The sequence below is a fragment of the Acinetobacter pittii ANC 4050 genome (assembly GCF_000399685.1).
Taxonomy (GTDB): Bacteria; Pseudomonadota; Gammaproteobacteria; order Pseudomonadales; family Moraxellaceae; genus Acinetobacter; species Acinetobacter pittii_E.
In genome coordinates this window covers 3,615,886-3,630,109 of the sequence record NZ_KB976987.1, presented here as the reverse complement: position 1 = coordinate 3,630,109, position 14,224 = coordinate 3,615,886, and the positions used below count along the sequence as shown (strand labels likewise).

12 protein-coding genes are annotated in these 14,224 nt (G+C 39.3%); 8 read left to right on the top strand and 4 right to left on the bottom strand.

Annotated elements, in window-relative coordinates; translation table 11 throughout:
- Positions 1-83 precede the first annotated feature (83 nt).
- The 4 genes from F931_RS20865 (at position 84) to F931_RS20850 (ending at position 5,105) form a co-directional block, all read left to right on the top strand.
- A complete protein-coding gene (locus F931_RS20865; protein ID WP_016143069.1) occupies positions 84-461 on the top strand; it encodes a hypothetical protein in 378 nt (125 codons plus the stop codon).
- Positions 462-750: 289 nt separating this feature from the next.
- Positions 751-2,553, top strand: coding sequence for an acyl-CoA dehydrogenase C-terminal domain-containing protein (locus F931_RS20860; protein ID WP_016143068.1), 1,803 nt, complete (start codon positions 751-753; stop codon positions 2,551-2,553).
- A 167-nt stretch (positions 2,554-2,720) separates the two neighbouring features.
- Positions 2,721-4,502 carry an acyl-CoA dehydrogenase C-terminal domain-containing protein gene (locus tag F931_RS20855; protein ID WP_016143067.1) on the top strand — a complete coding sequence of 594 codons (1,782 nt, stop codon included), beginning with the start codon at positions 2,721-2,723 and terminating at the stop codon, positions 4,500-4,502.
- 120 nt (positions 4,503-4,622) lie between these two features.
- Positions 4,623-5,105, top strand: a complete 483-nt coding sequence (locus tag F931_RS20850; RefSeq protein WP_016143066.1) for a phosphate-starvation-inducible protein PsiE — start codon at positions 4,623-4,625, stop codon at positions 5,103-5,105.
- A 37-nt stretch (positions 5,106-5,142) separates the two neighbouring features.
- Here the strand turns inward: F931_RS20850 and F931_RS20845 are convergent, their stop codons facing one another.
- Complete coding sequence (locus tag F931_RS20845) at positions 5,143-5,526, bottom strand: RcnB family protein (RefSeq protein ID WP_016143065.1); 384 nt, start codon at positions 5,524-5,526, stop codon at positions 5,143-5,145.
- A 165-nt stretch (positions 5,527-5,691) separates the two neighbouring features.
- Between F931_RS20845 and F931_RS20840 the strand changes: the two genes are divergently transcribed.
- Positions 5,692-6,138 (top strand): hypothetical protein, encoded by a 447-nt coding sequence (locus tag F931_RS20840; RefSeq protein ID WP_016143064.1) that lies wholly within the window; start codon positions 5,692-5,694, stop codon positions 6,136-6,138.
- Positions 6,139-6,389: 251 nt separating this feature from the next.
- On the opposite strand, the gene F931_RS20835 is transcribed toward F931_RS20840, so the two are convergent.
- Both F931_RS20835 and znuD read right to left on the bottom strand, forming a co-directional pair.
- A complete protein-coding gene (locus F931_RS20835; RefSeq protein ID WP_016143063.1) occupies positions 6,390-7,853 on the bottom strand; it encodes a phospholipase D family protein in 1,464 nt (487 codons plus the stop codon).
- 75 nt (positions 7,854-7,928) lie between these two features.
- The gene (znuD, locus tag F931_RS20830; protein ID WP_016143062.1) at positions 7,929-10,010 is read right to left on the bottom strand and encodes a zinc piracy TonB-dependent receptor ZnuD; all 2,082 of its coding nucleotides are present in this window, start codon (positions 10,008-10,010) and stop codon (positions 7,929-7,931) included.
- 136 nt (positions 10,011-10,146) lie between these two features.
- On the opposite strand from znuD, the gene F931_RS20825 reads away from it, so the two are divergent.
- The 3 genes from F931_RS20825 (at position 10,147) to F931_RS20815 (ending at position 13,232) form a co-directional block, all read left to right on the top strand.
- Complete coding sequence (locus F931_RS20825) at positions 10,147-10,911, top strand: DUF4184 family protein (RefSeq protein WP_016143061.1); 765 nt, start codon at positions 10,147-10,149, stop codon at positions 10,909-10,911.
- Between the two features lie 170 nt (positions 10,912-11,081).
- Complete coding sequence (gene aspS / locus F931_RS20820) at positions 11,082-12,866, top strand: aspartate--tRNA ligase (RefSeq protein WP_016143060.1); 1,785 nt, start codon at positions 11,082-11,084, stop codon at positions 12,864-12,866.
- A gap of 147 nt (positions 12,867-13,013) precedes the next feature.
- The gene (locus tag F931_RS20815; RefSeq protein WP_009389608.1) at positions 13,014-13,232 is read left to right on the top strand and encodes a hypothetical protein; all 219 of its coding nucleotides are present in this window, start codon (positions 13,014-13,016) and stop codon (positions 13,230-13,232) included.
- Between the two features lie 37 nt (positions 13,233-13,269).
- Here F931_RS20815 and F931_RS20810 read toward each other — a convergent pair whose 3' ends face one another.
- Positions 13,270-14,199 (bottom strand): lipooligosaccharide outer core biosynthesis glycosyltransferase GtrOC6, encoded by a 930-nt coding sequence (locus F931_RS20810; RefSeq protein WP_016143059.1) that lies wholly within the window; start codon positions 14,197-14,199, stop codon positions 13,270-13,272.
- Positions 14,200-14,224 lie beyond the last annotated feature (25 nt).

Genomic DNA, 14,224 nt, shown 5'->3' with positions numbered 1-14,224 from the left:
AAAGAAAAACTCTCCATTGTTTCTACATCTTTATTATCTAATCTTTAAGCCATCTTAAAACACAACATTAAAGGGCTTTAAATATGAAAATGACGGCAAAAATTGCATTATTCAGTGCGGCAATTGTAACAATGGGAAGTTTAGCGGCGTGTCAATCGACAACTCAACCACCTAAGCCAGAGCGCGGAATGATGCAAGATGGCCCACGTGAGGGTCACCACCGTATGAAGCACCGTGAATTTACTCCAGAACAAAAAGCAGCATGGGAACAACATCGTGCAGAACGCAAAGCGCGTTTTGAACAAATCCAAAAAGCTTGTGATGGCAAGGCCAATGGACAAACAGTAAATGTTCAAGTTGGCGATAAAACACTTGAAGGGACATGTAACCTTCGTTTTGAACCAAAACGTCCTCAACCACCCGTTAATGCCCCTGCTCCTGCAGCTGTTCAAGCAAAATAACTCTAAAAATCATAAAGCAAAAGGCGCCTATAGGCGCCTTTTGCTTATACATAACTATTTACGATTTTGACTATTTGTATCATATAAACATAATCAAAAGTATTTACACTCAAAGCACTTACATCATTTAAGTATTTTTTTCTTGACTTTGCAGTCACAAAGTAAAGGTCCTGAGGTGCTTGTACAGTTATGCAAGTTGTTGCACGATGTAGTAGTCCAAGGTGCCTCATGGCACATTATCATAGATTAAGATTATAACTCTGGTTTCACCAGTATTGAGGAACCCGATATGCCACAATACAAAGCGCCCTTACGTGATATGCAATTCGTTTTGCATGAATTATTAAATGCTGAAGAACACTATGCAAAATTACCTGATTTCCAAGGTAACGTAAGCCGTGAATTGGTTGATCAATATTTAGAAGCTGCGGCAGATTTCTGTGAAAATGAACTTTCTCCTTTAAACCAAGTTGGTGACCGCGAAGGTTGTACTTGGAATGATGGCGTAGTTACTACTCCAACAGGTTTTAAAGAAGCTTATCAAAAATATATTGAACTTGGCTTTCCGTCTTTATCAGCAGAAGAACAATACGGTGGCCAGGCTTTACCTAACTCTTTAGGTATTGCAATTTCTGAAATGGTTGGTACAGCAAACTGGTCTTGGGGTATGTACCCAGGCTTGTCTCACGGAGCTGTACGTACATTAGAACATCACGGTTCTGATGAACAAAAAAATACTTATTTACCAAACCTTGTTTCAGGTGTTTGGACAGGTACGATGTGCTTAACTGAGTCTCATGCAGGTTCAGATTTAGGTATTATCCGTACTAAAGCAGAACCAAATGCTGATGGTAGCTATGCAATCTCTGGCGAGAAAATCTTTATCTCTGCTGGTGAACATGACATGGCTGAGAACATCATCCATATCGTTCTTGCTCGCCTACCAGGTGCACCAAAAGGCACTAAAGGTATCTCATTATTCATCGTTCCTAAATTCCATGTAAATGCAGATGGAACTATTGGCGAACGTAATGCGGTACGTTGTGGTTCTATCGAACACAAAATGGGTATTCATGGTAACGCAACTTGTGTCATTAACTTTGACCAAGCGAAAGGTTACTTGATTGGACCTGAAAACCGTGGTTTGAACTGTATGTTCACCTTCATGAACACAGCACGTATTGGTACTGCTGTTCAAGGTTTAGCAGCGTCTGAATCTTCTTTCCAAGGTGCGTTGACTTATGCGAAAGAACGTTTAGCAATGCGTTCACTTTCTGGTCCTAAAGCTCCAGAAAAAGAAGCAGACCCAATTATTGTTCACCCTGCTGTTCGCAACATGCTTTTAACACAAAAAGCGTTTGCTGAAGGCGGTCGTGCACTTGTTTACTTACTTGCTCAATATGCTGATATCGTTGAAAAAGGCGAAACTGAAGAAGAACGTAAGTTTGCTGACAACATCTTGTCTTTATTGACTCCAATTGCGAAAGCATTCTTGACTGAAACAGGTTCTGAATCTGCTAAGCACGGTGTGCAAGTCTTCGGTGGTCATGGCTTTATTTCTGAGCATGGCATGGAACAAATCGTACGTGATACACGTATTGCTTGCTTGTATGAAGGTACAACTGAAATCCAAGCACTTGATTTGTTAGGTCGTAAAGTATTGCAAACTCAAGGTGCAATGCTACGTGACTTCACTAAGATCATCCATAAATTCGTAGAAGCAAACAAAGACAACGCTGCTATGAAAGAATTTGTTGAACCGCTTGCGGCTCTTAACAAAGAATGGGGCGATCTCACAATGCAAATCGGTATGCGTGCGATGCAAAACCCAGATGAAGTAGGCGCTGCTGCTGTAGATTACCTCTACTTCTCAGGTTATATCACTTTAGCTTACCTATGGGCTCGTATGGCGCTTGTAGCACAAGAGAAATTAGCAGCCGGTACTACCGATGTTGACTTCTACAATGCGAAAGTAACTACTGCTCGCTTCTACTTCAAGAAAGTATTACCACGTGTTCGCTCACACGTTGATGTGATTGCAGGTGGTCTAGATCCATTGATGTCATTAGACGCTGAACATTTCGCTTTCTAACCATAGTTAGTTGCGATATGCAATGTTAAAAAACAAAAAAGGACTGCTCAGTTTTGACGGTCCTTTTTTTATAAAATCAATGATAAATTTACACTTTAAATTCCATATCCATTTCGTTTTACAGGATATCTAGCACAGGCCAATGTGCACAAAAAAGGTGAACGATTATGCCAATTTACAATGCTCCTTTAGCTGATATGAAATTCATCTTAAATGATGTATTTAAAGCAGAACAATTTTGGCAGTCTAATGAGAAACTTGCTCATGTAGATGCTGCAACAGCTGAAGCAATTTTAGAAGAAATGGCTAAATTTGCTCAGAACGTAACTCATCCATTAAACCGTACCGGTGATGAAGAAGGTGCTCGCTATGAAAACGGCGAGGTGTTCACACCAGCTGGTTTTAAAGATGCATTTCGTCAATATGCAGAAGGTGGCTGGATTGGCTTAGGTGCCGATGAAGAATGGGGCGGTCAAGGCATGCCAAAAATGCTCACCGTTCTTTCTGATGAAATGTTATTTGCAACTAACCCATCATTTATGCTCTACCCGCTTCTTTCAGTGGGTGCAGGTATGGCTTTAAGCAGCTACGCATCTCAAGAGCAAAAAGAAACATATTTACCTAAGATTTATTCAGGTGAATGGTCAGGCACTATGTGCTTAACCGAGCCACATGCCGGTACTGACTTAGGTATTATCAAAACTAAAGCAGAACGTAATGAAGACGGTACTTATAACATCACAGGTACTAAAATCTTCATCACTGGCGGTGACCACGATTTAGCTGAAAACATCATTCACTTGGTCCTTGCTAAAACTCCAGATGCTCCTGCGGGTTCACGTGGTATCTCGCTATTTATCGTACCGAAGTACCTTGTAAATGAAGATGGTTCTTTAGGCGACCGCAACCATGTTGGTCCAGGCTCTATTGAACATAAAATGGGTATCAAAGCATCTGCAACTTGTGTGATGAACTTTGATGGAGCAAAAGGTTACCTCGTTGGTAAAGAGAACGAAGGTCTTGCTGCCATGTTTGTCATGATGAACTACGAACGTTTATCAATGGGGATTCAAGGTTTAGGTGCATCTGAATTTGCTTATCAAAATGCTGCTCAATACGCGACTGATCGTTTACAAGGCCGTAGTGCAGCTGGTGTTCAATCACCAAATAAACCTGCTGACAGCATTTTAGTCCATGGTGATGTACGTCGTATGTTGTTAAACGCACGTGCAAATAATGAAGCATCTCGTGCTTTTGCAGTGTATGTAGGTCAACAACTCGATATCACTAAATTCTCAACTGATGCAGCAGCAGTGAAAAAAGCCAATGACCGCGTTGCGCTTTTAACTCCAATTGCAAAAGCTTACCTTACAGATACAGCATTCCAAGCAACTTTAGATGCTCAGATGGTGTTCGGTGGTCATGGTTATATCCGTGAATGGGGAATGGAACAATGTATCCGTGATCTTCGTATTGCTCAAATCTACGAGGGAACTAACGGCGTTCAATCTCAAGATTTAATTGGTCGTAAAACCATTAAATGTGGCGGTGCGTTCATTGCTGAATACATCACTGAAATTCGTGACTTCGCAAATGACTTAGACACAGATTTAAACTTCATTAAAGATGCAACTTTAGATGCTGCAACTGAAATTGAAGCGATCACGCAGTTTATTATTGAACAAGCTGCTGAAAAGGTAGATTTCCCGAACTCAGCTGCGGTTGATTATTTACATGCAGTGGGCTTACTCAGCTTCGCATATATGTTTGCGAAAATTGCTGCCGCTGCTAAAGATAAGTCTGGTGATTTCTATCAAAACAAACTTGCTTTGGCTCAGTACTTTGTTGAACGTATCTTGCCAGATATTGATGCGCGTATTGCTAAAATTAAAGCTGGTTCAGACTTAATTATGGGCTTTAGTGAGGATTACTTTACAAATCAAGCTTAATTAAGTTTTCCACAAAAACGCCTGAAAATTCAGGCGTTTTTTTATTTTATATTTACTATTTCAATTGGCATGAAATTTGTTTAATTTCTAAGCATTATTAAGTAAACAAAAGATCTTACTATGCCCGATTCCAAAAAGTATGAACGTATTCTGGACCGATTTGGTCATTATGCCGTTGAAGCTTTTCATTATTTAGCCCTGTTTATTATTGGCTGTATGGTGGCCTGGTCCGCAGCCAATACAGTTTTTGAAATTCTAACTGTCAAAAAGTATGCTTCAATTGATGATATTTTATTATTATTTATCTACTTAGAACTGGGAGCAATGGTTGGAATTTACTTTAAAACCAATCATATGCCAGTGCGATTTCTTATTTATGTCGCGATTACGGCCTTAACCCGTCTACTTATTTCAGATATTCAACATGACCACAAAGCGGATATCGATCAAGTCATTATTACTGGCTCAATTTTGATTTTAGCCTTATCTATTCTCGTCGTACGATTTGCTTCATGGCACTACCCATCAGTGATGAAAGAAAAACATGCAAAAACATCAACAAACTTAAAACCACCTCAACCGCAAGATGACGAGTTAGCATAAAAAAGGCCTCAATATTGAGGCCTTTTTATTTTTACATTTAACGAACTCGGTAAATGTTGTGTCTCGAGTCGACCAATAAGTATTGATTAGGGGTTTTAACCCAATGGTATCCACGTGGTGGCGCATATAAACGGTGTGCACGCCAGTCCGAAACATAATAACGGCTATGGCGATATTGGGTAGGAATACGTTCGCCACGTTTAAAAGCAACATAGTTGCCATAGTGTTTACCACGATCAGCATTTGACCAAACTGGCGCCCGATGATCATTACGGTAATCATGACGGCGGTCATCACGATGCTCATATCGATCATAGTGTTTACCATGGTTATTGTCCCAACGGTGCCCAGAATCGGCCATCGCGGTAGCCGACATACCTAACATTAATGTCGAAAGTACAAGAATGATTGGCTTTTTCATGGCCTATTTCCTTTTAATCTTGATATGAAGCTAGCTTAGAAGAGACTCAAGGAGAAACCATGTATAAAACCGCTTTGATTGCTAAACTTTGTAATGACTATAAAGAAAATATGAAGAATCTGTATCTGTGCTACCATTAGCATTTTTCAAACTAGGTCAATTGCTGTGTCTGAAATCAGTTTTGAGCGTCTTCATCAATTTTTTTGTAAAGTTCCAAGTGTACAAGAAGCCCGAATTATGGCTCATGGAGCAGATGGCGAACATGCTTGGTGGTTTAAGTTCAGTATTGACGTAGAGCATGCCCTTGCATGGCAAACCGTACAAGAACTCGGTCATGTTTTAAATTATTTATCGACGAATGAACGCCTACCAACATTATTCTTTCCTGTTTCACCACCGCCTTACATGAACGGTGAAGCGAAAGACTTTTTATCGTGGATTATTCAGTGTAACCATCCTGAATTTAACCCAGATGTAGTCTGTGACTGGCTTGAGGCACGTTTACCAAACCCTGTAGATGATGAGACACAGTGGAAAATTAAGACTGATTTGAGTGAAATAGAAAAACTTGATGATAAAGCGTTGGATCAATTGATTCCGCCTGCACCTTAGAATTTTTAAAGTTTTACTGTCTATGTTGTAATGAGCACGACGGTGTCTTACCGCTCTGACCTCTACTTGTAGTAGCTAATTCGTTACTTTGGTTTCGCCCAAAGTAACCAAAAGCATTTGTCATCCACAAAACCTGTTCACTGTTTTCGCTTATCTAATTTTATTGCAAAAACAATTTATTCTCAGATTTTGGGCAGGTTGTGGATGACTCTAGGCGCAAGCCAATTTTTGAAAAACTCCAAAGATTGTGATTAAAAAGTCGACAATCCTGACCATTCCATAAAGCGATAAATCCAATACTTCACTTTAGACTCATCTGCATACTTCGCATAGTCCACACTCATCTGTCTACCTTGTAAGTTTGACCAAGAAGTATTGAAGTAATCTTGCGCATCTTTAAAGACTTGGTCTTGAACTTTGCCAATGACCAACATATCTGTTTCAAGGTTGTAATTTTTTAAATTACGGGCCGTAAAATTGGCAGATCCTACAATCAACTCAGCTTGTTGGGCACTATATTTCAAAATCATTTTGCTATGGTTTTGCTCACCATGGGTATCACACCAGCGGATTGGAATGCCGGCAGCGTGTAGTTCTGAAGCTACCTGACGGTTAGGAATACCATTCTTTTGTCGACCAAACGCATCTTTATTTGGGTCAAGTAAAACTCGGACAATAACGCCTCTCTCTTGAGCATTTTTTAGTGCTTGAATAATTTTACGTTCAGACAAATAGAACATACTTAAATCAAGATGCTCTTTCGGCTTCGCTGAATTAATCAATTTAAGTACAGATTGATAAATCGCCCCTTCAGTTAACACCTGAACTTGAGGTTTGGTTACGTCTTTTTCAAAATCGCCTAATATAAGTGATGGTGAACTACTGCCTGACATTTGCGCAACAGCAGCTTCAGTTTGGAGAACATCAGCAGCTGTCGCCCCTGTTACAACCAACGCGACATTAGAATGTCTAGAGCTGCCATCGTGAGGATTTGCTGAGGTCACCAATGACTTCCAACCAGTATCAGTATCGACTACCACAGTTTTACGGTGATTTGCCTTAAAGTTAAATAAATTTAAATAGCTGCGCAGTGTAATTTTTTCATCGCCGAATGGATTTGGTAACCAGCCCTTTTCAGGATTATTACCAACATTTTGACAGCAGATGTACCAGAACCCTGACCAAAACGGGTTAGAAGCACGCAAAGGAGTTAAATTGGTTTCAATCACATCGACACCTGCCTGACGTAATTGACGGTAGTGTTCAGGGCTTAGACCACCATAGACTGAGTTAATCGGGTCGGTAATCATAACGATCTGAATTTGGCGGTTCTGTCTTTTCTTACTCACTAATGCATCGGTTAACTCTTGCATTAACGGTCTTTGCTTGAGTTTCGAGTCACCCACTTCTGAATTAAACAAGAACATATCCACCACAATTGTGGATTTTGCCTCATCAATCATTTTTAAAATTTCATCAAAAATGTGTTGATCAACCTGTTGCTGTCCTTTGGCATCAAGATAGGTTTTATCAGCTAAAAATTTGACATCGGCATGTCTAAGCTTGCCACTAAAGTTAATCCCTTGTGGTAATGGTTTTACTGTGTGGTAAATCGCCGATGCAAGATATGCAATAGCAACAACGCAAAGTAATACCGCCATATAACGACGCCCTGACCAATTTATTTTTTGATGAATTCGTTGAAAAATACGCATAAAAAAGACCTAACTTGATGGTTTCAAATTAGGTCTTTTGGATTGATTTTTCAAGTTTAGTTTCGTGTTAAAGCCTTAAAAACTAAAATCAACACCTACTGTAAAATTGCGTCCAACTTGTGGAATATTTGATAAGAACGAAGCATGCTGATAAACCGTGTCATCTAACAAGTTATTCGCTTTCATATAAACACGGTAATCTGTTTTTGCACCATATTGTCCAGCATATGCTAGACCAAGATTGAGCATGTTATAGCCTTCAGTTTCAGTCTCGTAAGCTGCGATCTTATCTTGATTAAAGACATGGTAGTACTCGGCAGAACCACTAAAGCCATCGCCAAAATCTGCATCAACTTTAGTGCCTAAACGTCCCGCTGGAATACGTGGAGCGTTTCCTTCTGCATCAATTTTACCGCGTACATAGTCACCAAAAGCACTGATCTTGTACATTGGGGTAATTTGATAACCAATTTCACCCTCAGCACCATAGAAACGTGCTTTATCTTGAGTATATTGGACTAAACGGAAGTCTTTATAACGGTCAAGGGTTTGTGCATAGATGTAGTCATCAAACCAGTTATGGTAAACATGCAGATGATAATCAAGTTTGTCATTATCAAAATGTAAACCTAATTCAACATTATTCGATTTTTCCTTACTGAGTTGATCATTCCCCAACTCATAAGTATTCGTCGCAAAATGTCCACCATTTGCATATAACTCTTGAGCTAAAGGTAAACGCTCTTGATGGGATGCGACAAAAGAAAGTTTATAGTTCGGTGCAAACTCCCAATTCGCAGCACCTGCGTAAGAAAATGCCGAGCCATCAAAATCCTGTTTAGAATTATCGTCTACATCGATCTCTTGCTGATCTGCACGTGCAGAAAGCTCAAAATGTACGTCTTTCCATTGTTTATGTTCTAAAGCAAATACGCTCCATTTTTTGGTAGTGGTCGGAGCCATAAAAGCTTCTTCACCAGTTAAATCTAATTTCTGTTGACCTAACTGAGCACCGATCACCCCTTCCCAACTTGCAATTGGGTTATGTACTAACTCAATACGACCATCATAGCCTTTGTTTTGGAATCGGGTCGCAATTGTTCCCTCTTCAATTTCATCGTGCTGATAGTCAGTATAGCTCGCTTGTGCACGTAACTTTTGGAAGCCCGCGAATGGATCATTTAACTCGGTTTTAAAATCATAACGCTCAGATTTTAAGTCAATCCATGGGCCGCCATGTTCGTGATCATGTTCTTCATGTCCATGATCGTGAGCTTCTTCCCCATCTTCGTGCTCATGCTCATGTGGATCACAATGCAAATGTGGTCTTCCACCTAGATGAGCGCTACAACTTTCGTATTCATGGCTATGCCCAGGCAAACCATATTGATCCCGACGATTGCTATAAGAAATACCCGTATAACCACGGTCATAAATCCAAGACAAACCAACGTTAACTGAATCACCCTGAGCAAAAGTATTGTCTACACGGCGCTCTTTTTCACCTTCATGAACATAATTTGGTGCAATATAATTATTTGCATCACGTGTTAACCCTTCAACACGTAAAGCAACTTGGCTACCCAAGCCAACAGTTACGCCAGCGCTTGCCAGTTTTTCATCACTTCCAGTGTTATAACGTAAGCCAACTTGTCCTTCATAACCGTTTTCAGGCATTTGCGTAGGGATCTTGTTATCAATTACATTGACTAAACCACCGACAGTTCCAGCACCAAACAATAAAGTTGAAGGTCCCCGAATTACTTCGACTTGTTTCGCAAGCACAGGATCTACAGTGACAGCGTGGTCAGGAGACAATGTCGAGACATCAATATTTTCTGATGAATTTTGAAGAACTTTAACACGTGGTCCATCTTGTCCACGAATCACTGGACGACTCGAACCCGCCCCAAACTGATTGGCATAAATTCCAACTTCACTACTGAGTGCATCCCCAATGGTGGCAGCACCTTGCGCTAAATGCTTTTGATCAACCACAGTATCTGCAACTGCAAAATCTTGTGACGTTTGCTCAAGTGGATGGGCCTTAATCCGAATAGTTTCTAACTTTTCAACATTTTCACTTTCTGCTGCAAATACAGGTATCGATATTGCTGCCAAAATGGATATGGTCAAAATATTTTTATAGAACAACATGAGGTGATTCTCTGATCGCTACGCCTTTTGTTTTGTTATATTATAACATTTCAGTTGTTTTGCAATAAAAAACATTTCTAATCAGATGATTCGTTAGACTGGCCAATTAAATGATGTGAGTAAATCCTAATTTCTAATGCCTTTTACCATCTCTCATGCCGTTATAGCACCACCTCTTTCCAAGCTTAGTCAAAACACTTTACCGATTGCTGCATTAGCAATTGGCAGTATGACACCCGATCTTTACCGCTTATTTACAATGCAATCAGGTATGTTGACTCATCAATGGAAAGGCCTGATTTATCCCAACCTTACTTTAGGCGTCATTTTTTGTGCCATTTGGTATTTACTTTACCGACCTGTAATTTATCGTTTTTTCGGTATTCAACATGATCTTGACCTCCACTCTATAAAACGTATTTTTTTATTTTTGATTGGAACATTACTTGCACTTATTTTAGGGATTGCAACTCATTTAATTTGGGATGGTCTAACACATTCTGACTTTCGGACTTTTGCATTTAAAGATGTATTAGCAACCACAGTTCATCTTTTCGGGCATCCTTATCCCTTACATCGTCTTTTGCAGCTAGGCACCTCAGCTCTTGCCTTACCTTTTATTGTCTGGATGAGTGTTCACTATTATCAGCGCTATAAACAACACTGGAAAGTAAACTATAAAATTAAAATTTTCGCATGGTGCCTGTTAATTCTATCTACACTGCTAGGTTTATTCTCTTTTTGGGATTATGCCCGCTACATTCCTCATGAAGTTTGGCATGCCGATACCTATTATTTCACTGGTCGTTCTATTAATGAATTTATGCAAGGCTGGCTAAGTACCTTTAGCTTAGGATGCTTACTATTCTTGATTTTAGATCGGCAAAAAAGAATGGGGTGAATACTTAAAGTTGCTGCCAAATTGCTCATTTTCAGCTTAATTTCTGCGGTTTTTTGATCTAGTTCTTGTGGCAAACCATCCAACAAGGCATAATCGAAAACTTACTTTTTTGACGGTGCGCGGTTTACGCATCCGTCCTTTCAGCCAATATAGTTTGGATAATCTTCATCATGATGCGAACTCATTACTGTGGCTCTTTAACTGAAGCCCAAATCGACCAGACCGTTACACTATGCGGTTGGGTACATCGTCGCCGTGACCATGGCGGTGTTATTTTCCTTGATATGCGTGATCGTGATGGTCTCGTTCAAGTGGTTATTGACCCAGATACTCCAGAAGCATTTGCAACTGCAGATAAAGCACGTTCTGAATATGTATTAAAAATTACAGGTCGTGTTCGTCGCCGTTATGAAGGTACTGAAAACCAAAATATGGTGAGTGGTCAAATCGAAGTTTTAGGCAAAGAAATCGAAGTTCTTGCTGCTTCTGAAACTCCGCCATTCCCGTTAAATGATGACACTATCAACGTGTCAGAAGAACACCGTTTAAAATATCGTTTCTTGGACATCCGTCGTCCAGAAATGTTAGATCGCTTACGTTTCCGTTCTAAAGTAACTAACTTGATCCGTAATTATTTAGACGATCACGGTTTCTTAGACGTTGAAACTCCGATTTTAACTCGTGCAACTCCTGAAGGCGCACGTGACTATTTAGTACCAAGTCGTGTACAAAATGGTAGCTTCTACGCACTTCCACAATCACCACAATTGTTTAAACAATTATTGATGGTTGGTGGTATCGATCGTTACTACCAAATCGCAAAATGTTTCCGTGATGAAGACTTGCGTGCTGACCGTCAGCCAGAATTTACTCAAATCGACATTGAAACTTCGTTCTTAAATGACGATGAAATCATGGATTTGATGGAAGGCATGACTGTTAAACTATTTAACGACTTGCTTGGCGTAAAATTTGAAAAATTCCGCCGTATGCCATATAGCGAAGCAATGCGTGATTATGCATCTGACAAACCAGATTTGCGTATTCCGTTGAAACTCGTTGACGTTGCAGACTTAATGCAAGAAGTAGAGTTCAAAGTATTTGCTGGTCCTGCAAAAGATCCTAAAGGTCGTATTGTTGCGTTACGTGTTCCAGGTGCAGCATCATTGCCACGTAGTGCAATCGATGAATACACCAAATTCGTTGGCATCTATGGTGCTAAAGGTTTAGCGTACATTAAAGTTAATGAACTCGCTAAAGGAATTGAAGGTCTTCAATCTCCAATCGTGAAATTCATTGAACCGATTGTACTTGAACTGTTGGAACGTGTTGGTGCACAAGATGGCGATATCGTATTCTTCGGTGCTGATAAAGCTAAAGTCGTAAATGATGCAATGGGTGCACTTCGTGTCAAGATTGGTCACGACTTGAATCTTTCAACTTGTGAGTGGGCTCCACTTTGGGTTGTTGATTTCCCAATGTTTGAAGAAACTGATGATGGCAAATGGACTTCTGTTCACCACCCATTCACTCTACCTAAATCTAGCGTAGAAGATGTGAAGAGCAATCCGGGTGAAGCACTTTCTGTTGCTTACGACATGGTATTGAACGGTACTGAAGTTGGTGGTGGTTCTCTACGTATTTACACATTAGAAATGCAAAAAGCGATTTTTGAAGCGCTTGGTATTTCTGATGAAGAAGCAGAAGAGAAATTCAGCTTCTTGCTGAATGCACTTCGTTACGGTGCTCCTCCTCACGGTGGTTTGGCATTTGGTCTTGACCGTTTAGTTATGCTTATGACTGGCGCGACTTCTATTCGTGACGTTATTGCATTCCCGAAAACTAAGACTGCTGAATGTCCACTTACTCAAGCACCTGCTCCTGTTGAAACAAATCAGCTTCGTGACTTGGGCATCCGCTTACGTGAAAAGCCAAAAGCTGAAGAATCTAAATAATTTTTAGATTTGTAAATTAAAAAACCCTGCTCATGCAGGGTTTTTTAATGAAAAATATCAGCCACATATTCGGTTTATCTAAGCTATGCTTTGCGAATAAGCAGGTCAGTGGCATAATAGGTTGCTTTTAATTTAGAGGTCAGCTTTATGGCTATGCGCCCTGATGTACGTCGACATGCTTTAATCGTGATTGTATTCTCTCTTGCGCAATGGTTTTTGATGCGCTATATCCTTGCAAATGAATTATTTAACATCACTACAAGTCAACGTATCCTTTATTTCTGTGTAAGTAGCTTAGCAGGTGCATTGCTTATTTTTGTTGCGCTGATTTATATGGTTTTAAAAGGAAATGCGGATAAAAATTAATATCCGCATTCCATATAAAATTTAGAAAATCTTAAATTTATTTCCCAACATAATTATCACATAACTGAAGTAGTTCTGGATGTCTGTCATGTTGATGGACAATAGGAATAATTTCTTCATTACGATTGATAATAAAACCTTGTTCATTAACTGCAATTTGATCTATTGGGTATAACCCAAGAGTTACAATAATTGATTCAAAGGGCTGACAGCGAGTTACATCAGCTAAATTATTAGTAATTAATAATTTATTATGCATGGCTTGATCATAAATTCTTTCAGACATTTTGTGATATGGCTGTTTGCAGAATTCCTCAATCATCTTATTGATATAGACTTTAATTGATTCATGATCACCAATAGTGACCCCTGAACAAGATACTTGCTCATCTTTTGCAAGATTATAAAAGCCCTCTCCATACGCATCCTTAATCCATTTTTGATTATATTGCTCAGTACCAATCGTATAATCTGGATTTTCCATCCCTACCAATAGTCCTTTGCCAAGATTTTTAAAAGGATTACTCTGGAAAAAAACATCTCGAACGTCGCTAAGCAATACATGTGAAGCATCAGGATGACTTTCTACAATTTCCTTATATTCAAAGAAACGGCTCACATGTGGATAACCAGTAATTTTAAGAGCTTTAATTTTTGAATCAGGAACTGCTTCATTTACAGTTAAGCTAATAATTTTTTTAAAAAGATTTTTTACAAGCTTAAACTTATAAATACCTGAATATTTTGATTTTGATTTAAATTTTCCAATAGTTGAAACTTTAAATTCAATTTTAAAACCTTTGATATCTGAGAATGCACTCACAAACTCAGTCATTTGCTCTTTATAGATAATTAAAGACAATATTCCATCAAAGTTAGCCTTTTCTAAAGAATAGACAAAAGAAGAGATGAGGTCAGCATTGTATCCCGTTGCCGACCCGATAATAATATTTTTTTGCTTAATCATAAAATTAATAATAAAACCGAAAAAA

What these genes read in the sequence shown, in the direction of transcription:
- aspS (WP_016143060.1), top strand. Translation starts at nt 11,082, where the DNA reads ATGATGCGAACTCATTACTGTGGCTCTTTAACTGAAGCCCAAATCGAC.
- F931_RS20855 (WP_016143067.1), top strand. Translation starts at nt 2,721, where the DNA reads ATGCCAATTTACAATGCTCCTTTAGCTGATATGAAATTCATCTTAAAT.
- F931_RS20825 (WP_016143061.1), top strand. Translation starts at nt 10,147, where the DNA reads ATGCCTTTTACCATCTCTCATGCCGTTATAGCACCACCTCTTTCCAAG.
- F931_RS20865 (WP_016143069.1), top strand. Translation starts at nt 84, where the DNA reads ATGAAAATGACGGCAAAAATTGCATTATTCAGTGCGGCAATTGTAACA.
- F931_RS20835 (WP_016143063.1), bottom strand. Translation starts at nt 7,853, where the DNA reads ATGCGTATTTTTCAACGAATTCATCAAAAAATAAATTGGTCAGGGCGT.
- F931_RS20845 (WP_016143065.1), bottom strand. Translation starts at nt 5,526, where the DNA reads ATGAAAAAGCCAATCATTCTTGTACTTTCGACATTAATGTTAGGTATG.
- F931_RS20815 (WP_009389608.1), top strand. Translation starts at nt 13,014, where the DNA reads ATGGCTATGCGCCCTGATGTACGTCGACATGCTTTAATCGTGATTGTA.
- F931_RS20850 (WP_016143066.1), top strand. Translation starts at nt 4,623, where the DNA reads ATGCCCGATTCCAAAAAGTATGAACGTATTCTGGACCGATTTGGTCAT.
- F931_RS20860 (WP_016143068.1), top strand. Translation starts at nt 751, where the DNA reads ATGCCACAATACAAAGCGCCCTTACGTGATATGCAATTCGTTTTGCAT.
- F931_RS20810 (WP_016143059.1), bottom strand. Translation starts at nt 14,199, where the DNA reads ATGATTAAGCAAAAAAATATTATTATCGGGTCGGCAACGGGATACAAT.
- znuD (WP_016143062.1), bottom strand. Translation starts at nt 10,010, where the DNA reads ATGTTGTTCTATAAAAATATTTTGACCATATCCATTTTGGCAGCAATA.